This is a genomic window from Marinomonas polaris DSM 16579 (assembly GCF_900129155.1).
GTDB classification, from domain to species: Bacteria; Pseudomonadota; Gammaproteobacteria; order Pseudomonadales; family Marinomonadaceae; genus Marinomonas; species Marinomonas polaris.
In genome coordinates this window covers 188,149-210,581 of sequence record NZ_FQVF01000003.1, presented here as the reverse complement: position 1 = coordinate 210,581, position 22,433 = coordinate 188,149, and the positions used below count along the sequence as shown (strand labels likewise).

At 42.6% G+C, this 22,433-nt stretch carries 11 protein-coding genes; 9 read left to right on the top strand and 2 right to left on the bottom strand.

Annotated elements, in window-relative coordinates; genetic code table 11:
• The first annotated feature begins 14 nt into the window (after positions 1-14).
• The gene (locus BUA59_RS03050; RefSeq protein ID WP_072838250.1) at positions 15-11,798 is read left to right on the top strand and encodes a two-partner secretion domain-containing protein; all 11,784 of its coding nucleotides are present in this window, start codon (positions 15-17) and stop codon (positions 11,796-11,798) included.
• Between the two features lie 35 nt (positions 11,799-11,833).
• Positions 11,834-13,570, top strand: coding sequence for a ShlB/FhaC/HecB family hemolysin secretion/activation protein (locus BUA59_RS03045; RefSeq protein WP_072838249.1), 1,737 nt, complete (start codon positions 11,834-11,836; stop codon positions 13,568-13,570).
• 82 nt (positions 13,571-13,652) lie between these two features.
• Here BUA59_RS03045 and fdhA read toward each other — a convergent pair whose 3' ends face one another.
• Both fdhA and BUA59_RS03035 read right to left on the bottom strand, forming a co-directional pair.
• The gene (gene fdhA, locus BUA59_RS03040; RefSeq protein ID WP_072838248.1) at positions 13,653-14,846 is read right to left on the bottom strand and encodes a formaldehyde dehydrogenase, glutathione-independent; all 1,194 of its coding nucleotides are present in this window, start codon (positions 14,844-14,846) and stop codon (positions 13,653-13,655) included.
• Positions 14,847-15,036: 190 nt separating this feature from the next.
• Entirely contained in the window at positions 15,037-15,759 is a 723-nt protein-coding gene (locus tag BUA59_RS03035) for a FadR/GntR family transcriptional regulator (protein WP_072838247.1), read from the bottom strand.
• Between the two features lie 167 nt (positions 15,760-15,926).
• Between BUA59_RS03035 and dctP the strand changes: the two genes are divergently transcribed.
• The 7 genes from dctP (at position 15,927) to aldA (ending at position 22,342) form a co-directional block, all read left to right on the top strand.
• Positions 15,927-16,949 carry a TRAP transporter substrate-binding protein DctP gene (gene dctP / locus BUA59_RS03030; protein ID WP_175550743.1) on the top strand — a complete coding sequence of 341 codons (1,023 nt, stop codon included), beginning with the start codon at positions 15,927-15,929 and terminating at the stop codon, positions 16,947-16,949.
• Between the two features lie 19 nt (positions 16,950-16,968).
• On the top strand, positions 16,969-17,460 hold the full coding sequence (locus BUA59_RS03025) for a TRAP transporter small permease subunit (protein ID WP_072838246.1): 492 nt from the start codon (positions 16,969-16,971) through the stop codon (positions 17,458-17,460).
• The gene (locus BUA59_RS24325; RefSeq protein ID WP_342742463.1) at positions 17,460-17,867 is read left to right on the top strand and encodes a TRAP transporter large permease subunit; all 408 of its coding nucleotides are present in this window, start codon (positions 17,460-17,462) and stop codon (positions 17,865-17,867) included. The genes BUA59_RS03025 and BUA59_RS24325 overlap by 1 nt, the downstream gene beginning before the upstream one ends.
• Complete coding sequence (locus tag BUA59_RS03020) at positions 17,846-18,778, top strand: TRAP transporter large permease (protein WP_342742462.1); 933 nt, start codon at positions 17,846-17,848, stop codon at positions 18,776-18,778. The genes BUA59_RS24325 and BUA59_RS03020 overlap by 22 nt, the downstream gene beginning before the upstream one ends.
• A gap of 27 nt (positions 18,779-18,805) precedes the next feature.
• Positions 18,806-19,981, top strand: a complete 1,176-nt coding sequence (gene rhmD / locus BUA59_RS03015; RefSeq protein ID WP_245813083.1) for an L-rhamnonate dehydratase — start codon at positions 18,806-18,808, stop codon at positions 19,979-19,981.
• Between the two features lie 102 nt (positions 19,982-20,083).
• Positions 20,084-20,881, top strand: a complete 798-nt coding sequence (locus tag BUA59_RS03010; RefSeq protein ID WP_072838244.1) for an HpcH/HpaI aldolase family protein — start codon at positions 20,084-20,086, stop codon at positions 20,879-20,881.
• A 21-nt stretch (positions 20,882-20,902) separates the two neighbouring features.
• On the top strand, positions 20,903-22,342 hold the full coding sequence (gene aldA / locus BUA59_RS03005) for an aldehyde dehydrogenase (RefSeq protein WP_072838243.1): 1,440 nt from the start codon (positions 20,903-20,905) through the stop codon (positions 22,340-22,342).
• Positions 22,343-22,433 lie beyond the last annotated feature (91 nt).

Sequence of the window (22,433 nt, the reverse complement as noted above, 5' to 3'; positions counted from 1 at the left end):
ACAGAGGTTGGTTTATGAACCGTATTTACCGCGTTATCTGGAATTCGTCGATAGGTGTTTGGCAAGCTGTGAGTGAAATTGGCAAAAGTGCCGGGAAAAAGAAAAATCACGGCCGTCGCCACCGAGCAAGACTAAGTTTGATAGCGGGTAGCGTGTTTATAGTCAGTGCCCAAGCTTACGCTGATGCATTGCCAACCAATGGAACTGTAAGTTTAGGCTCAGGCAGTATTTCTCAGCCAAATGGGAAAACGCTTAATATTACTCAAAATACCAACAAAATGGCCATTGATTGGCAGTCGTTTAACGTCGGTAAAGACAGTGTTGTTAACTTTATTCAACCTTCATCTTCATCTGTTGCGTTAAACCGTGTCACTGGATCTGATGTTTCGAGTATACAAGGTGCTATTAACGCAAACGGTCAAGTCTTCCTTATAAACCCTAACGGTATCTTATTTGGTACAACAGCACAGGTTAACGTCGGTGGTCTGATTGCTTCTACGCGAAATTTAACAAACGAAAACTTTGGTGCTGATAATTATCTATTCGAAGGTGGCAATAGTAATGCTGTTGTCAACCAAGGGCGTTTGGTTGCAGCGGAAGGTGGCTATGTCGTTATGATTGCCGCCAAAATCGAAAATATGGGCGATATTGTTGCTAATCAAGGTAGTGTGCGCTTGGCTGCTGGCGATTCTGTATTAGTTAATATGGGAGGCACCGTTAGTGTCGAAGTGCAGAAAGGTGCCATTGACGCATTGATTCAAAATGGTGGAGCAATAAAAGCAGACGGCGGTCATATTTTGTTTACTGCTAAGGCCGCTAGCGATCTAACCGCCAGTGTTGTAAATAATACAGGTATTGTTGAAGCCACCAGTTTAACGTCACGGGGCGGTGAAATTGTTTTTATGGGTGATGACATCACCAATAGCGGTACATTAGTCGCTGATGGTGCAACAGGTGGTGGCGAAATCCTAATCGGTGGGGATTGGCAAGGTGCCAATGCTGACCTATACCCACATGCAACGAAAGTGACTTTAACGGAAACCAGTCAAATTTCAGCCAACGCTACGACGCAGGGCGACGGTGGTAAAGTCGTTGTTTGGTCAGACGTAAATGATGCTGAAAGTGTTACTAAAGTTGCTGGTAACATCAGTGCGAAAGGTCTGGGTGAAAACGCAAACGGTGGCAAGATCGAAACCTCCGGTCATGTGCTAAATGTTGCAAAAGGCACCACAGTAAAAGCCTCAGAATGGTTGCTTGATCCAACGAACATTACTATTAGCGCAGGCAGTGATGGTAGTTTGACGAGTGGCGAAACTCAAAGTGACATTGGGGCAGAAACAATCGAGACAGCGTTAAATGCAGGTACCAATGTTACGGTTCAGACAGATTCAGAAGTGGCCGGTGAGGGGGATATCACCCTTGCTGCGAATATTTCGAAATCATCTGGAGCAGATGCAACGCTCACCTTAACCGCTGCAAATAACATTGTTATTAATGAAAACGTGTCTATTACCTCGACAACTGGGGCACTGAACACCGTGCTTCGTGCTGACAACGATGACAACAGTTCCGGTAGTGTCAGCATGGGCGCTGGATCCTCGATTGACACGAATGGCGGTGATGTTTGGATTGGTGGTGCAACAGACACGAGTCCAGCTGCAAGTGTGACAACACAAGCTATAACTGCAGCAGCGGGTAACGTTAAAATTTTATCCACGGGGGATATTAGTTTAGGGAGTATTACATCGACAGGTACGGTGGAACTGTCTTCCACTGGTGCAGTTACGCAAACTGGCGCTATTACAGGAGGGCAAGCTCTAAACCTACAAGGTTCAGGCACATATACTCTAACCAACGCTGGCAATGAGATTGCTTCGTTGGCCGCTAATACCGGCACTTTAAGCGTTACCAACAATCATGATTTTTCTCTTGGGGCTATCGTTACCACTGGCGATATTGAACTGTCTTCCACTGGCACGGTAACTCAAACCGATGGTACGGCCATTACGGGCGGTCAAGCGTTAAACTTGCTTGGCACAGAGGGAACATACATCCTTACCAACGCTAATAATGAGATTGGCACGCTTACGGCTAATACTGGCAGTGTGGAATTGGTGAGTGGCTCTGCACAAACTACTGGCGCTATTACTACAACTGGGTCGTTAAGCTTGACCTCTGATGCACTGACGATCAATGGCGATATCGATGCCGGCGCTGGGGATATAACATTTAATACTGATGCACTGACTGTTACCAGCAGCACGGTTAAAAGTACTGGTGCACTACAGATAGCGGCCAAAACAGCCTCCGCAACGATTGGTATTGGTGGTGGAACAGGCACTCTGCAAGTTACGGCGACTAATTTCAGTACAGATTTCGTCGATGGATTCTCAGAGATTACGATTGGCGGCGAGAATCAATCAGGAAATATTGATGTCGATGCCACCGTATTGAAAGATGCATTGACACTGCAAACCAAAGGCAATATCACTCAAAACGGTGCCATTACCGGTGATCAAAACCTGACGTTGATAGGTGGTGGTACACACACATTAAATAATGCTGACAATGCGATAGGCCAGTTAACAGCTACCAGCGGTGCATTAACTTTCCACGGTACAGAATTCACTTTAGGAAATATTGCTACCACAGGTGCTATTCAGCTATCCAGTACAGGTACCGTAACACAAGCAAGTGATACGGCCATCACAGGAGATCAAGCGCTAAGTTTGTTTGGTGTAAATGGTGCGTATACCCTAAATAACACGGGCAATGAAATCGCTTCGTTGGCTGCCAATACAGGCAGTCTAAGTGTTACCAACAACCATAATTTCTCTCTTGGATCTATTATCACCACAGGCGATGTTGAGCTATCCTCTACGGGAGAAGTTACTCAGACAGGTGCCATTATCGGTGATCAGGCTTTGAACTTGCTTGGTACAGGAACATACACCTTAAATAATACGGGCAATGAGATTGCCTCATTGGCTGCTAATACCGGCACCTTAAGTGTTACCAATAATCATGATTTCACCCTTGGATCTATTGTAACAACAGGCGATGTTACCTTGTCTTCTGATGGTACTGTTACGCAAACAGGTGCAATTATAGGAGGACAAGCTCTAAACCTACAAGGTGCAGGCACATACACTCTAACTAACACGGGTAATGAAATTGCCTCGCTGGCCGCCAATACTGGTAGCTTAAGTGTTACCAATAATCATGATTTTACCCTTGGGTCTATTGTCACCACAGGTGCAGTTGAACTGTCTTCCACTGGCACTGTTACGCAAGCTACTGATACCGCCATTACGGGTGATCAAGCATTAAACTTATTGGGTACAGGCACATACACTTTAACCAATGCTAACAATGCGATTGGAACACTCACTGCAGACACGGGCAGTGTGGAGTTGGTGAATAGTTCAGCCCAAATTACCGGCGCTATTACCACAAAAGGCGCACTTAATCTGACTTCTGATGACTTAACCATTAACGAAAACATTGCCACTGGTGCGGGTAACATCACATTCAACACCGACTCTCTGACGATTGCGAGTGACAAAACGGTTACAGGGTCGGGGACTTTACAAGTAGCAACTAAATCAGTTGCTACGACGATTGGTGTTAATGGCGGTTCTGGGGCTTTACAAATCTCTACGGCTGATTTTGCCGATGGTTTCTCAGCTATAACCATAGGCAGTGCCGATCATACTGGTGGCATTGAAATTGGCGCAAACACTACACTTAATGATGCGACAACATTGCAAACGGGCGGTATTTTATCGGTTAACAATGATCTAGATGCTCTCGCAAACAACCTGACGCTAAAAGTAGGCCAGCTCACTATAGCAGATGATAAAACCATTTCTGGTACAGGTTTGTTGACGGTTGCTTCTGAGACAGACAGCGAAGCGATTGACATTGGTGGGACAAGCCAGCAATTAAATGCAGCGGATTTTGGTAGCAAAATTGCAAATGGTTTTTCTGACATTGTCATTGGTGGAGCAGATCAAACAGGTGGCATTAATATTGTAGAAGATTCTACCTTGGCCGCCGCTGTTACAATGCAAACCAGTGGAGCCTTATCTGTTGACCATAATCTAGCTGCTGGTGCGAATAATCTGACGTTAAAAGTGGGCGAACTTTCGGTAGCCGATGGCAAAGCTATTTCTGGCTCGGGTACATTGAATATTGGGAGCGATACTGCCAGCGACGCGATTAGTATTGTGGATACGATTGACAATACTGCAGTAGACACACTTCAACTACTTTCTGCTGATTTTGTCTCAAAAATTGCTGATAGTTTCTCTGGCATTGTGATTGGTGATTCCAGTCAATCAGGCAATATTACCATTGGTGCCACCGCGTTTAATGACGCATTGACTTTACAGACAACGGGTACTGTGACCCAAACCGGAGCCATTACTGGTGGACAAGACTTGAATTTACTTGGCTCAGGTGGCACGCATACCCTGACTAATGCTGATAATGAAATTGGTAATTTAACCGCCAACACTGGTAGCGTGGCGTTAGTGAATAGTTTAGATCAAACCACTGGTGCTATTACGACATCAGGAGCTTTGAACCTGACTTCTGATGCGTTAACTATCAACGAAAATATCGCCACTGGTGCTGGTAACATCACATTCAATACCGACGCTTTAACGATAGCGGATGGAAAAACAGTGGCTGGTTCTGGAACTTTGCAAATCACCACTAAAACAGCAAATAAACTGATTGATGTAGGTGGCGCAACAGCCGATGCTCTGCAATTAACGACTACAAACATTAGTACGGATTTTGCCGACGGGTTTGCAAATATCACTATCGGTGGTGTCGGTCATACTGGTGGTATTGAAATTGGCGCAGATACAACCTTTAAAGACGCAGCAATACTGCAAACTAGTGGTGCTTTGTCAGTCAGTAATAATTTAGCAGCTGGTGCGAATAATCTGACGTTAAAAGTGGGTGAACTTTCGGTAGCCGATGGCAAAGCTATTTCTGGCACGGGTACATTGAACATCACGAGCGATACTGCCAGCGACGCGATTAGTATTGTGGATACGATTGACGATAATGCAGTGGACACACTTCAACTACTTTCTGCTGATTTTGTCTCTAAAATTGCGGATGGTTTCTCTAGCATTGTGATTGGTGATTCCAGTCAATCAGGCAATATTACCATTGGTGCCACTGCGTTTAACGACGCATTGACTTTACAGTCAACGGGCACAGTGACCCAAACCGGAGCCATTACCGGTGGGCAAGACTTGAATCTACTTGGTACGGGTGGCACGCATACTCTGACAGATGAAGGCAACTCTATTGGAACACTAACCGCTAATACTGGAAGTGTAGACTTTGTCCATTCCGCTGCGTTAGCAATGGGTAACATGACGGCAACGACAGGGTTAACGGTTACCTCTGCCGGCGATATTACGGTAGGAAGCGGTAAAACACTGACCGCCCCAATAATTAACTTATATAGTAGCAAAATTACCAACCAAGGCACCTTGGACGCCAGTAGTACAACCACTAATGGTGGTAACATTACTTTAGCAAAAGATGCTTCAACGGCAGCGGATTTTATCAGTCTTGAGGGTGTGTTAAATGCCAGCACGACCAATGGCACAGGTGGTACGATTATCACCAATGGTCAATCCGTGTTTTTAAATACCAGTGCTAATGTCACAACAGCTGGTAATACAGCAAATGGAACCTGGAAAACGCCTGTTTCGACGTTTGATACCGTCGTAGCTGCAACCGGTGGTGATATTACCGGGCAAACCATATCTGATGCGTTAAAAACAGCCAATTATACGCTGACGGCCAGTAGCGCCAAAGTGACGTTAAGTGAAACGTTAGCAGGCCAAAATAATCTAATAGATGTCAATACAAATGCAGACATTACTAGCGCCGATTTTGGCAGTATTACTATCAATGATGTGATCACTAAGGTATCCGCCGGTACGAGTGGAACATCGCCATCGCCTGTTTATGACATTTCAACTGACACAACGTTAACCATTAGTTCAAAAAATGACATCACCATCAATAGTGCGATTAGTTCAGAGAAACAACGTCTTAACCTGATTCTTACCGCTAATAACGATGCCACGGATGGCGGTGATGTTATTTTTGGTTCTAATGGCAGCGTAACAACGAATAATGGTAATTTTTATGTTGGCTCAGTGACACTAGGGCAAGCGACTAACGGCGTTGGGTACGCCTATAATGACCAAGACTATCATGACATTGTTACCGCTTCTGCTGAAAACTTTACAATGAATACAGGTAGTCAAATAAATGTTGGCAGTGGTTCTTTAGTATTGAAGGTGACGGATGATATTAATTTGCCTACAGGGGATGCTGCTGGTAAATCTTTTTCGATAAATTCTACTGCTGGTTCTTCCGGCTATAATAATGAAACGGAAACCAACGCTAATCGTTCTGGTACTCCTAATTATGAGCAGGTAGCCACGGTTCCGACTTCTTTAACTTTAGAAGCCGGCGGTTCAATTATTGGCGCAAGTACAGACTCTACTAAAATTAGCACGAACTCTTCGTCCGCAATGGTAAATGTGACGAGTGCTGAGAATATTGGTTCTGAAGACTCTCCAGTATTATTCTCTAGTAGTAATGGAACCATTAATATTACCAATACTGGCGGAAACTCATATATTAAGTTTGCTAATGGGTACGATGACTCTAATTTTTCGAATCTAAACTTAACGACAGATGTCAATACTAAAAACACCACACAACGGATAGAATTTAATAGCGATGGATCACATAGGCTGTTAGCAACAACGGATGCAAATGGCCTGTTTAGCATTGCAACAGGCGGCTTTGTAGACGAAACCTCTTCTAAAAACATTACTATTAAAGCGCCTAACATTACCTTGGCTAATGGCGCTATTGTTGCCACTGGAGGATCTACGTCTGTTAATTCTTCTGACAGTTCTGTTTTAGATGGAACGGGATTGAATTTGACCTTAACGGCATTGTCTGGCTCCACTTACGGTGAAATTAAGGCAGATAATGCCGCAGATTATTACAGCTCAACGTCAGCACCAGATGACTTTAGTAATAAAGAAATTTATATCCAAAATGGAACATTAAACTTAAATGCCAGTAACTTTGGTGTTAAAAATAGTGGTGACGACTGGAGTAATGCTCTAGAGGTAACAGCTAATACATTAAATGTGAATAACTCCGGTGGTTCAACTTGGCTTCGTAATAGTGACTTTAACAGCATTACCTTCTCGGCTGTCGATAGCAATGCGAATGTCGCTGGCCATCATCACATTCTGTCCACCAATGGTGACTTCTTCAACATAGAAACCACCGCGGATGCGAAAACTATTGTTCATACCATTGATGATATGAATAAATTATCAGGTATTAAAACAGATAACAAAAACGTTAGCTTAAAAACTGGCTTATCTATTTCTCAATCAAGAGATATTATCATGGCAGATAATGCCATTGATATTGGTGCCGCAACACTTTCATTAACGTCATATTATGGTAAAAGTATTTCAGCGTATTCTACAGACCATGTTCAAGGTAGCGGTGTAATAACGGCCACTACAGAAGCCAATCCTGATATTGCGACCGTAACAGTCGGTAACTTGAATTTAACAACTGCCTATAACACGACAAATACCGCCTCAATTGGTGGAAGCGATTATACACTTAAAGTCGCGAGAGGCGGAGAAACGGGTGAAGCAAATGTGGGCAGTAATGTACTGACTATTAATAATGAGAGTGGCGATATTGCTATTAATGAGCTGTCTGCTGAGCACTTTAAAACCATTAAAGTCAATTATTCAAGCACTGATAGCACTGCAAGAGCGCATACTGTAGCTATTGATTTGTATGATAACAATTCAGTCACTGAAAACCTTAATTACTCAGATACGGGAAATGGTCTTATTACCCTAGACGCTAGTAGTATAGATTTGTCTGGTTTTAATCGTAACTTTGATTTGTATGCCTACAATAAAGATATTCAGGTTAACAACTTTTATGGTGGTTCCGGCTATTTTAATGTGACTTCATACAATAATAGTATTACTTTGAATGGCGATGTTAATACCAATGGCGGTAATATCTCGTTAGAAAGTAATACTTTTAAACTCGCCAGTTCATCACGCATTGATAGCAATTCTGATAATGCTAGCAATTCAACGTCATTAGGCAATTCAGGCAGTATCTCGTTGAATAATAGCAAGGGCAGTAGAGGTGTTGATGTTTCAGCCAATACAGGCGTATTGGCTACGTTAACGCTTGATTCAAGCTCCAGTAATACTTCTGGTGGAAGTATCACGACAGATATGAATGCCACCAAAAGCGCAGGTTCATACTTAACGGGACTATCGTTTATTGGCTCTGGAGTAACGACTGATCAAGACGGTTCGATTTCATTAACGGGGGCAAGTTTTGCGCTTAATGGTGATTTTACAGCAACAGGTAATGTTGCTTTAAGTGGTGGAGAATCGACTTCATCCGCAACAAATATACCTAGCGTGTTAATAGATACGAATCAGTCAATCACGAACAGTGGTGATATTACGTTCTCTGGTTATAGCTTATCAGGAAATGCCAACCGAAATTATGTCTTCAATACCAGTTCTACAGGTGGCAATGGTGGCAACGTCAATTTGTACCCTGCCTCAACCACAGGCACATTTAGTGCTGGTTCGATGACTGTTAATGCTTCGGGGTCAACGTCCTCTGGCACAATTACATTGCCAGCGGTCACCACGACTAAAAATTCAGGCTCTTCTTACACAACCACCAGTGCTCAAAGCTATACAGGGTCAACTATTACGCTTAATGGTGGCTTACAGTCTAATCAGGCCAATATTGACGTACTAGGCTCTGAAGTAGTCTTAGCTAATGATGTTTCGATTGATACTTACACCGGATTTGTTTCTGGCCAAATATCAACGACATCGGGTGTCACTGCGGGATCAGTCACCATTGGTAGCACAGGAGCCAAACTTACTAATAATGATCCAACCTACTCTTTTGCAATAGATACCAGTGGTAATAAGGGGGCAGAGACCTATGCAGCCAATAATGGCTCAATAGCCTTGATAGATTCCTCCACAGAGAAAACAACGTTTAATAACTTCAGTATGATAGGTGGCGGTAACTTAAATAGTGCCTTTGATACCACTAAGTATTCTGCAACAGGTCAAGTTACCATTGGTCAAATGGATGGTGGTTCTTTTACTTGGAGTGATCTAAGTGCGGGTAACTTGTTGCTCAAAGGGCCAGGTAATTACACTGTTACTGGTGTCATCGGTACTGGGGCAGGTACAGACTTTGCAGCAGGAACGTTAGCCGCAACGGGCGTAGCTAACTTGAATGTTACTACGGAAAACGCCCTAGTCGTTGGTAGTCTTTCATCTGTAAATGGTGTATCAGCAACAGGTACAGTAAGTATTGCCACTAAAGCCGACGATCTAACAGTCAATAACAACATTACGACCACATCAGCGGCAAATGGTGCGATAACGCTTAATGCCGGCTCAACAACTGATGCAGGCACTGCTACTGGTGGTAATGTACTGTTAAATGCCAACCTAACAACAGGATCGGGCGGTCAAGTCATCGTTTATACCGGCAGTATCGAAGACAGTGGTTCGTATAATTTTGGTGATGGGCATTACCGATATAATAGTGATGAAACAAGTAAAAACTATACGACTACTTTAGGGGCTGGCAAATACGCAATTTACCGTGAGCAACCAACTCTAACCATTGGTTTTAGTTTTGAGAAGGTATACGACGGCCTTGAATTGGCACCTAGCTCTACTTCGGCTTCGTTTACAGGTATTGTGAATGGTGATAAATCGCAGTTTACAGACCAACTAGTTTGGAAAAATGCAGTTGAAGATCAAAAAATCTTAAATGCTGGCGAGTATAATATTGCAAGAACTGGGACTTATACTGGCGCATCTGAACTGGGTTACAAGGTTGTAAATTCAGAAAACTTGAAGTACACCATTGCACGTAAAGACCTAACGGTTAGTTTAGCCAATCAGACCAAGGTGTATGACGGTAATACATCAGCAATATTGGAAGCTAAAGATTTTAGCATAACTGGTTTTGTTACTGTTGATGGGAAAACGGAAGGTGCATCGGTCACACAAGTAGAAGGCACTTATAATGATAAAAACGTGCTTGATGCGAAAACAGTCACGGCTGTTCTTTCCAATAAGCTGAGTGCAGACGAAGGCACATTGTTGAGTAATTACACTATTCAAAATAATGTGACAGGTAATGCTAGCATTACTAAACGAGCTCTAACTGCTTCCATTATCGACACACCTACCAAAGTTTATGATGGCAATACGGATGCGACATTGACTAATGCTAATTTCAGCATAGCGAACTTAGTTGATGGAGAAAGCTTCACCGTTAGTAAAGCATCAGGAACTTATAACGATAAAGACGTACTTGACGCCAGCAGTGTTACTACTAGTTTAGCTGAAGGGGACTTCACAGAAGGAAGTGATACGCTAGCGAGTAATTACACTATGCCTGTGACAGCAACAGGTGAGGGTAGTATTACCGCTAGAACGCTTACCGCTTCGATTATCGATACGCCAACAAAAGTGTACGATGGTAATACCGATGCAACATTGACCAATGGCAATTTTAGCATTGCTAACTTGGTTGATGGTGAGAGCTTCACTGTTACCAAAGCAACAGGGGCTTACAACGATAAAGACGTTGTGGACGCTAGTACTGTCACGACTAGTCTAGCTGAAGGAGATTTCACTCAAGAGAATGAAACTCTAGCCAGCAACTACATCATGCCAGTGACAGCCACAGGTGCAGGCAGTATTACTGCAAGAACGCTTACTGCCTCGATTATCGATACGCCAACAAAAGTGTATGACGGTAATACGAACGCAACCCTGACTAATGACAACTACAGCCTAGCTAACCTTGTTGCTGGTGAAAGCTTTACCGTTAACAAAACAACAGGAGCTTATAACGATAAAGACGTTGCTGACGCAAACAATGTGACTACGAGTTTGGTCGCAGATGACTTTGAAGCTGGCGATGATACTTTAAAATCAAATTACAACTTACCTATAACCGCAACGGGGGATGCTGTTATCACGGTCCGTTCTTTAGTGGCTATTGCAAAAACGCAAGACAAAATATTCGATGCGAAAACAGATGCTAAAACGACATTAACTATAGCTACAGAAGATGTGAATCTAAGAAACCTTAACGACATTAATAATCCATTAGTCGTCAATGGAGTGGTTGGGAATGAGAAAGTCTTTTTGACCTTTACTGATGCTAGCTTCTCTGACGAGCAAGTAGGGATTAATAAAACAGTCACCGTTAACGGTCTAGGTGTTGCTGGTGTCGATTCGGCTAACTACATTGTCATGGTGAAAGATGCTTTGGGTGCTTTAACCGCACCAGCAAGTACTATGACAACAATTGCTGATATCAACCCTAACAATCCTCCTGTGGTATTCATTCCAGCTCCCCCACCAGCACCTGTGGTTATTCCTCGACCAAATTTGGGTAATGCTCCAGTGGTCGCTGTTGGGGGAATGCAAGTGGTTTCAATAGCGTCTACAGGTTCAACCACTTCGGTTAGTTCAGGAGCGCAAGGTGAAGCCTCAATAGACACTATTTTATTATCGCAGGTTAATAATGGCGCTAGTTTTGATAACCAAGTGTTTATAGTGGATGGTGGTATAAATACAGTTAATCCTGATCAAGCGGTGAATACAGAAGAGACTGTCAAATAACAAATTTCCGAAAATTAGGATTAAGGTTAGATTTTATGAAAAGAGTATTACTCACTAAAAACACTGCAACGCCTTTGAATTTATCCGTTGTAGCATTGTTAACAACTGTTTCTTTGGGATCTAATGCGGCGACTTTACCACCTGCTAACTCTGGAACCGTGATTCAGCAAACTCAGCAAGGGTTGGTTGCGCCTGAGCCGTCGGATTTTAGAATTCAATTTGACGGTAATGCATTAACTGAAGCAGCTTCCGGAGGTCCGCAAGCTGTGTTAAACAAACTGCAAATTACAGGTTTGTCAGTATTTACAGAAGAGGAACTATTGGCCAGTTTAGGTGATATTTTGGATAAGTCTTATGACTTGGCTGGTTATCGCAATCTAGCAAATAAGATCAGCCTTTTTTACCGAGATCGCGGTTATCCATTTGCTAGAGCTTATATTCCAGCCCAGAGCATGAAAAATGGAGAGTTGCGAATTGACGTGTTGGAAGGCAAATACGGTCGGGCCACAGTCACAGCCACTCGTGATATACAGCCCAAAGCACAAGCATACTTATCAACCATCGCACCTAATGACGTGATTGAATCAAGTAAGCTAGAGCGTATTTCACTTATCATGAATGATATTCCTGGCTACAAAGCTTTACCCTCAATTAGTCCTGGTGATAGAACTGGAACGGCAGACCTTAATGTGCTTTTAATCCCTGAACAGCAAATGTTCGGGGATGTCACGATTGATAATCAAGGCAGCCGTTATACAGGCTATAACCGAGTGCAGGCGGGTGTCAAAAAAGCACACATGTTCACATTTGGTGATGAAGTTAATGCACGTGCGATGTATACCGATGAAAATATGTTGTTTGGTCATTTGGGATACAGTTTGCCTGTCATGCCAAATGGTTTAAGAGCCAACGTATCTTTTAGCCGGACTGAATATACCTTGGGGAGAGAGTATGAATCGTTGGACGCCATTGGGAGTTCAAATATTTATAGTATAGGATTAAGTTATCCGTTGATTCGTTCGCAACTGACGAACGTTAACGCGAAAGTTAACATAGAGCGTAAAGACTTGATGGACTTCTATCGCTCAGCGGACAGCAAGTTAACAAAATTTGTGAATAGCGTCCCCCTAGCCCTTACATTTGATACACGAGATCAGTATTTGGGTGGTGGTATTACCTATGGTGTCTTCACAGTGGGTTTGGGTAATCTTTCTAATAACGATGACACAGTGAATAGTGATGGCGATTTTGTAAAAACTACATTAGAGGTGGCGCGTATTCAGTCGTTGCCTTCTGGGTTCAGTTTATTTGTTAAAGGCAGCGCTCAACAAACTAACAAAAACTTAGACTCTTCAGAAGACCTGTATTTGGGTGGAACGAATGCAGTGCGTGCCTATCCTTCAGGAGAAGCTGGCGAGAACGGCGGTGGTGATGAAGGATATTACACGCAGTTAGAGTTGCGTTATAACATTAACGACTTCACTCCTTATGTATTTTACGATGCAGGTAGAATAAATACCTATGCAAAACCAACCGCTTCTTTGATAAGTGAAACGCGAAATCTAGCTGGTGCAGGTTTTGGATTAAAATATGAGCATGCTAATTGGAGTGCCGATGTTTTTGCAGCATGGAAAAAAGTAGGTGGAGAGTCTGTGTCGGATATCTATGATACCTCATCACCGCGGATTTTAGGCTCTTTAACGTATCGTTTTGGTGGTGGTAAGCCAGCACCGATCGATGGCTCTACATTGACAAACGGTTTAAATCCGTAAAAACGCGTTATTTGTTTGTACATAAAAAACTCGTCAACATTACGTTGACGAGTTTTTTTTCTCAAGAAAAGTAAGGGTAGGATTAACTCACCATTTTGTGAGGATCGATAACGAATTTCTTCGCTGCGCCGCCATCGAAATCTGCATAACCTTGTGGTGCTTGATCAAGTGAAATCATTTGTACGTTAACCGCTTTTGCAATGTCAATTTTATCAAACAAGATAGCTTGCATCAGTGCGCGATGGTATTTCATTACTGGGCATTGGCCAGTATGAAGTGAATGAGATTTCGCCCAACCTAGACCAAAACGCATACTCAAACTACCTTGCTGAGCTGCGCTATCAACTGCACCTGGATCTTCTGTGACATACAAGCCCGGAATACCAATTTGTCCGCCAGCGCGAGTCATTTGCATGGCCGAGTTCAATACGACAGCAGGGGATTCTTGATGGTGATCACAACCACAAGCATGGGCTTCAAAACCCACACAATCCACAAAAGCATCCACTTCGCGATCACCAAGAATAGCTTCGATTTTGTCTTGAATATCGCCGTCTTGTTTTAGATCGATCGTTTCACAGCCAAAAGAACGCGCTTGATTTAGTCGATCTTCAATCATATCGCCGACAATAACGCAGGCTGCACCAAGCAAATGCGCTGATGCCGCCGCCGCCAAACCGACAGGACCGGCACCAGCGATATAAACTGTAGAACCTGGACCCACGCCAGCGGTGACGCAACCATGGAAACCTGTTGGGAAAATATCAGAAAGTAGCGTGAGGCTTTGGATTTTCTCGCGAGCTTGATCGGCATTAGGGAATTTAAGCAAATTGAAATCGGCGTAAGGCACCATAACATAGTCGGCTTGTCCGCCAACCCAACCGCCCATGTCTACATAACCATAAGCCGCACCGGGGCGAGCAGGGTTAACATTTAGACAAATACCGGTTTTGCCTTCTTTACAGTTACGGCAACGGCCGCAGGCAATGTTAAAAGGTACGGAAACTAAGTCTCCAACCTTGATGAATTCCACATCGCGGCCACATTCGATGACTTCGCCAGTGATTTCATGACCAAGCACTAAGCCTTTTTCAGCAGTCGTTCGACCTCGCACCATGTGTTGATCGCTGCCACAAATGTTGGTTGTGACGACTTTGAGAATAACTCCATGATCGCAACGGCGTTTGCCAATAGCGAGTTCAGGAAAAGGGATGGCTTCGACTTTGACTGTGCCATTACCTTGATAAATAACGCCTCGGTTTGCGTGATTATGCATATGGACATCCTTTTTGCTGTTGTTTTTGTTGTGTGCACGACTGGTTATTTTGTCACCAGTCGCAAAAAGAATAGTCCTTTCAGCGACATAAAAGCATGCTGAAAACGACTTAAATGCAAAAGATTCTCATCGTTCCTTATTTTGTCCACTATTTAGATTACTACCTATGAGGAAGATACCTATCTTTCAATTATTCATTTGATATTGCCAGCAGAGTAGAGTTTTCAATGTTATTCAAATGTTCTCTCATAGCTTCAGATGCAAGCGTAGAATCTTTTTTCTTGAGTGCATTAACAATAGCGATGTGGTCTGCAATACTCTGAGGTAGAACCCCTTCCATTTCTGTTGCCTTGCGGCGAGCATCCATGGCGATGTTATACATTCCGTCGGCTAACCGGGCTAAAACAACATTGCCTGAAATAGTGGCCAATAACTCGTGAAATTTCTGATCAGAAATTCGAAACGCTACAGGGTCTTTTACTGCTTCTTTTTGAACGCTTATCAATTGGTCGAATTCAATAAGTTGTTGATCTGTTACACAAGCTGCTGCTTTAGCAACCATCTCACATTCTAGAATTCGTCTGCACTCAAAAATGTCTCTAATACTTTGATCTTCTATTGAGACAAAAAATTCTAATGGTCTCAATAAATCTGCGGCTTTTAATTCTGATATATAGGTTCCTCCGCCTTTTTTAGTCGCCGTTATTCCTAGTATTGATAAGGCGCGTAGCGCTTCTCTGAGGGTAGGTCTACTGACAGAAAAAACTGTCATTAATTCTTTTTCGGAAGGCAGTTTGTCACCTGGTTTCAAATTACCAGATTGAACTAGAGAAAGAATTTTATTCACTACTTTTTCCGCAATGGATTCGCGGTCGATAGGATCTAGATTGAGTGACTCTAAAAGTTTGGTCATTGTTCAAATTATCCATTTTGTTGGATGCCGTTTTTAATAGGCATTTTTTAAATCTAATGTTGACAATAATAGTTCAACTAGGCTAAATAGTAAACATAGGTAACCTGTCAGACAGGTTACCTATGTACCTAACAATAAAAACGTATATAAAAGTGTGGAGAATAAGAATGTTAAAAAGACATACACTTGTATCTAAAGTCGCCGTTTTAGGCATGGCATTAGGTGCTTTATCCTCAAATGCCCTTGCTGAAGATGTTTGGAAAATTCAAAGTCATCTACCTACTGGACATATTGTTTATCAAGCTGAAGAAGCATGGGTGAACAATGTGAATGAAATGTTAGGTGGACGTTTACGACTTGAGTTACTTCCAGGTGGTTCTGTTGTTGCAGCCAGTGAAACTATCGATGCGATGGGATATGGCATTATAGATGGCGATATTACTTCACCTGCCTACTTTGCTGGTCTTGATAAAGGCTTTGCTATGCTGGCTGATTTAGTTGGTGGATACACTGATTGGACACAAGCTTTTGCTTGGTGTGAGTTCGGTGGAGGTAAAGAGCTTTTCCAAGAAGTATATGACAACTACGATATTCATTTTGTTGGCTGTTCAAATGCAGGGATTGAATCTTTAATTGCTAAAAAGCCGATCCGTACTGTAGCTGATTTTCAGGGTGTTAAAGTTCGCGCTCCTTCTGGGCTTGCTTCGGAGATATTCTCTGATATGGGAGCCGCGCCTTTAAATATGGGGATGGCTGATATCTATTCTGCGCTTGAAAAAGGCGTTATAGATGCAGCTGATGCCAGTAGCTATGTAATGAATAGCGCTGCTGGTTATCACGAAGTGGCTAAGTATCCTATCGTTGACTTCCACTCCCTACCTGTCCTTTCTATGTCTGTGAGCAAGAAAAAGTGGGATGCCCAACCTAAAGATATCCAGCAAATCATCACTACAGCCTACCGAGATTTAACCGTTCAAATCAACTTATCTGACATGGTCTCTCGCGGTGAGGTAATGGAAAAAGATAAAGCTGAAGGGGTTGAACCTATTTATTGGTCGGCAGAAGAGCAGAACAAGATGCGTGAAATTGCTAAGGGGGTTTGGTTAGAAGCTTCTAAAGAGTCGGATTTGGCTCATAAAGCATACGAGTCGCACGTTAATTTCATGAAGCGCCTAGGTTTACTCGAATAACAAGGTTCTTGGGGGGATTATGAATATTATTCGTGGTATTTCAGATTGGTTAGGAAAAGTAGTGTCTTGGTTTTTCTTAATCAGTGTTGCCATTACTGGGTATGAGGTCGGTATGCGTTACCTCTTAAATAGCCCTACTACTTGGGTTTTTGATCTTAGTTTGGCCTTGTCTGCAGCTGCTATCATTTTATCCGGTAGTTATGTGATGAAAGAACGAGATCATATTGCGATTACGGCAATACAAGAGATGTTGCCTGAAAAGTGGCAGCATCGTTTAGTTCAGCTAAATAGCCTCTTTTGTTTTGTCGTGTGCTTATGTATTGCATGGGCTGGATGGCGTTTCGGTATGGATGCCATCATGCGTGGTGAATCGACTGGAGGAAGTTGGGATGTTCCCATTCCCGCCATTATCAAGCCTATGATTACAGTTAGTGCAGTATTCATGTCTCTCCAAGCGTTGGTCAACTTTATTGAAGATACTTTTAGCCATGAAATAGGGAGTAAATACTAATGTCTGTTCAGTACGTTACTCTTAGTATTTTAGGATCAATGATTGTACTGATGATGCTTGGGTTGCCCTTAGCATTTGTCACAATGGCTATTGCAATTGTTACGACGCTTGCGGTGATTGGTCCAGATGGGATTACGCTAATTGCTGCTCGTATGTACACTTTTGTGATGGAGCCATCATTACTAGCCGTTCCTATGTTTGTATTGATGGCGGCTTTCATGGAGCGATCGGGCGTTGCTAAGGACTTATTCAACGCTATGTATGTTTGGTCTGGGCGTCTACGAGGTGGGGTTGCTATTCAAACAATGTTCGTAGCAGTTCTTCTAGCTGCTATTACTGGGATAGTGGGTGGTGAAACTGTCATGCTTGGCTTGGCTTGGTTGCCTTGCCGCAACTGTTACGTTTGAAATATAACAAGCAGCTCGCTGTTGGTACGATTGCTGCGGGTGGTGCTTTGGGAACAATGATACCTCCAAGTATCGTATTAATTATGTATGGCGTAACTGCAGGAGTGTCGACGGGCGAGTTGTTCAAAGCGACGTTATTACCTGGTTTATTACTTGCTACTTTGTACATGATTTATATCTATGTGCTGTGTAAGTTAAATCCGGATCATGGCCCAGCGTTACCTGAAAGTGAAGTGTTGAGCTTTTCTGAAAAGATTAAAACACTAAAAAATTTGATTGGTCCGGGCTTAATTGCCTTGTGGGTACTTGGAAGTATTTATGGAGGTATCTGCTCGGTAACTGAAGCTGCTGCAATGGGTTGTATTGCTACTTTTGTAGTATTAGTTAAGCGAAGAATGCTGACATCTGACTCGCTGAAATCTGCGTTGCTAGAAACACTGCAAACCTGTGGAAAGCTTTTCTGGTTAAGCCTTGGAGCAACAGCGCTTATTGGTATTTTTAATATCATGGGTGGGTCACGTTATCTTTCGGGCTTAATGCAGGGGTTACCTTATTCACCAATGGTGATTGTCATCATTATGATGGTGATCTTAGCTATTTTGGGGATGTTCATGGACTGGATTGGTATTTTGATACTGACCATGCCTATCTTTATTCCAATCATTAAATCTTTGGGCTTAGATCCAGTTTGGTTTGGTGTGTTGTTCTGTATGAATATGCAGATTTCATTTATATCCCCACCATTTGGTCCTGCTTGTTTTTATCTAAAGAGTGTTGCTCCTAAAGATGTGTCACTTATGGATATTTTCCGTGGAGTAATCCCTTTCATTATTTTGCAGGTAATTGCTTTAGCTATTGTCATGATGTTTCCAGACATTGCTTTGTGGCTACCTAGTGCGCTTAAACAATAATAAACCCCATTAACTAAGGTGATGAAAATGCAAATAAAAGAAGTTCGCGCTTTTGTGGTGAGAGGCGGTGGCGCTGATTACCATGATCAAACAGAAGCCCATTGGATAGATGATCATATCTGTACACCAATGAGCAAATATGAAGAATACAAAAAGAGCCGGAAAAGCTTTGGTATCAATGTATTAGGTACTTTAGTTGTTGAAATTGAAGCGGTAGATGGAACGGTCGGTTTTGCTGTCACTACGGGTGGAGAAATCGGTGCTTTTATTGTTGAAAAACATTTAGCACGTTTCCTTGAGGGAGCTGATGTTACTGATATCGAAAAAATCTGGGATCAGATGTTTAACTCAACGTTGTACTATGGTCGTAAAGGCGTGGTGTTAAATGCTATTTCTGGTGTTGATTTAGCCCTATGGGATTTGCTGGGTAAAGTTCGAAATGAGCCTGTTCATAAGATGATTGGTGGTGCTGTTCGTGATGAACTGAAATTCTATGCAACAGGGGCTCGTCCTGATTTGGCCAAAGAAATGGGGTTTATTGGCGGTAAGCTACCATTGCAGTGGGGGCCAGCTGATGGAGAAGAAGGACTTAAAAAGAATATCGAAACGCTTGCTAATATGCGTTCAAAAGTAGGCGATGATTTTTGGTTAATGTTCGATTGTTGGATGAGTTTAGATTTGAATTATTCAATCAAATTAGCAAAAGCAGCCAGCGAATATGGTTTGAAATGGATTGAAGAGGCGCTTCCACCTGATGATTATTGGGGGTATGCCGAGCTGCGTGAGAATATCCCTAAAGGGATGATGGTGACAACTGGTGAACATGAAGCGACTCGCTGGGGTTTTCGCATGCTGTTTGACAAGAACTGTTGTGATCTAATCCAGCCCGATGTGGGTTGGTGTGGTGGTTTGACCGAACTTTTAAAGATATCGGCATTAGCAGACGCACATAACAAACTTGTGGTTCCTCATGGGTCGTCTGTTTATAGCTATCACTTTGTGTTTACTCGTCAAAATAGTCCATTTGCTGAGTTTTTAATGATGGCCCCTAATGCCGACAAAGTTGTTCCTATGTTTAACCCACTGCTATTGGATGAACCTATTCCAGTCAATGGAAGGATGCATATATCTGTTCTAGATAAACCGGGATTTGGTGTTCGATTGAATCCTGCATGTGAGTTAAGTCGGCCTTACACTCACTAAATTATTCCTATTAATAGCCTCTAAGTGTGCCTCAATTGTTATGGGCAGGGGGGATTTTGCCTTGAATCTGGCATCGGAGCACATTTGGAGGAGGAGAAAGTAATGAAGCTTCCAAAAAATACTTTTAAAGCACGTTTAGGTATTGAAAAGCAATATGGTTGCTGGGCAGGTTTAACAACAGGTTATACCGCTGAAATTTTAGCAACGATAGGTTATGACTGGTTGCTAGTAGACAGCGAACATGCTCCCAACACCACGCAGTCTTTATTAAGTCAGTTACAAGCCGTAGCGCCTTATCATTCGCATCCTATCGTACGTCCTGAAAGCTCGGATAAAGACAACATCAAGCGTCTTTTGGACATAGGTGTTCAAACTTTGATGATTCCTATGGTGGAGACCGCAGAACAAGCAAAGGCATTAGTTTCAGCGATGCATTACCCGCCAAAAGGTATTCGGGGAGTCGGTGGTGGTCTTGCACGAGCTACACGTTGGGATTCTGTAGACAATTACCTAAATATTGCTGGCGATGAGTTGTGTTTGATTGTTCAGATTGAATCAGCATTAGGCGTTAAAAATGCGGCGGAAATCGCCAATGTAGATGGTGTTGATGCGGTCTTTATTGGTCCTGCAGACCTTTCAATTGGTCTTGGTCATCCAGGAAATCCTTATCATGCTGATGTGCAATCCAGCATTCTATCTGTGATTGATGCAACTTTTTCAGCAGAAAAGGCTTGTGGAATTTTGGCTCCTGTAGAAGCCGATGCCCGTAAATATATGGAAATGGGCTGTAGTTTTGTTGCTGTTGGAATAGACATTTCATTGATGCGTAGCGCAGCAAAAGAAAACCTTAATAAATACCTTGGTGTTAGTTCTAAATCAAATAGCTCAGGCACCTACTAAATAAGAAACATAGGAGAAAATATGAAAAACAATAACATTCCTACTTATCAAAATTTTATCAATGGTGAGTTTTGTTCAAGCGAAGCCAGTCTAGATGTATTTAACCCTGCCACGGAAGCGTTAATCTCTCACGTTCCAGCTTCCTCTGAGAGTGATGTTCAGCAAGCTATTGCCGCAGCTCGTACGGCGCAAAAATCTTGGTCTCGTAAGACACCGAATGAACGAGCTGGTTACTTACGTGAAATTGCCGCAAAAATTCGTGAACACGTACCTAGACTGGCAAAAGTAATTAGCGAAGAGCAAGGTAAAATACTTCCTCTTGCTGAGGTAGAAGTGAATTTCACTGCTGATTATATTGACTACATGGCCGAATGGGCTCGTCGTATAGAAGGTGAGGTGATCACCAGTGATCGTCAAAACGAAAATATTTTCTTACTACGTAAACCAGTTGGTGTGGTGGCTGGTATTTTGCCATGGAATTTTCCATTTTTTTTGATTGCTCGAAAAATGGCGCCAGCCTTGGTAACAGGTAATACTATTGTTATTAAGCCGAGTGAAGAAACACCTAATAACTGTTTTGAATTTACAAAGTTACTTGCAGAAACGTCTCTACCGAAAGGTGTTTTTAATGTGGTTTGCGGAGGTGGAGAAGTAGGTGCTCAACTAAGTGCTTCCCCAGATGTAGATATGATTAGTTTTACAGGAAGTGTGGCTACTGGTGAAAAAATTATGGCCGCTGCCGCCAAAAATATCACTAAAGTGAATTTAGAATTGGGTGGTAAAGCTCCTGCGATTGTTCTTGATGATGCGGACTTAGACCTTGCTGTTAAAGCTATTTGTGATTCTCGTGTTATTAACTCTGGACAAGTTTGCAACTGTACAGAAAGAGTATATGTACAGAATGGTGTCGCAGCAGAGTTTACCAAGCGTATTACCCAAGCGATGGAACAGGTTACTTTTGGTGATCCACTAAAAGACAGCGATATTGCGATGGGACCTATGGTGAATAAGATTGGACTTGATAAAGTCGCAGCTAGTGTTGAGTTAGCTTTACAGCAAGGTGCGAAGTTAGAATGTGGCGGTAAAGTTGCGGATACTGGAAAAGGTTATTTCTTCCAACCAACCGTGTTGAGTCAATGTGATATGTCAATGGACATAATGCGTAAAGAAACATTTGGACCAGTACTGCCTATTCAAATAGTTGATTCTTTAGATGAAGCAATCACACACGCTAATGATTGTGAATACGGTCTGACATCAGCTATTTACACCCGTGATTTGTCCAAAGCGATGCAAGCAATGCGCGAGCTAGATTTTGGTGAAACTTACATCAACCGAGAGAACTTTGAAGCAATGCAAGGCTTTCATGCAGGTGTTAGAAAGTCTGGAATTGGTGGTGCAGATGGCAAACATGGCTTGTATGAATATACAAATACTCATGTTGTCTATCTCCAATCTTAATTCTAGTTTCAGATAGGGGTTTACTTAAAGCGCTTGGTGTATTTCCTCAAGCGCTTTTTTATTTATTTATGAAGCAATTTAATAAATAGTA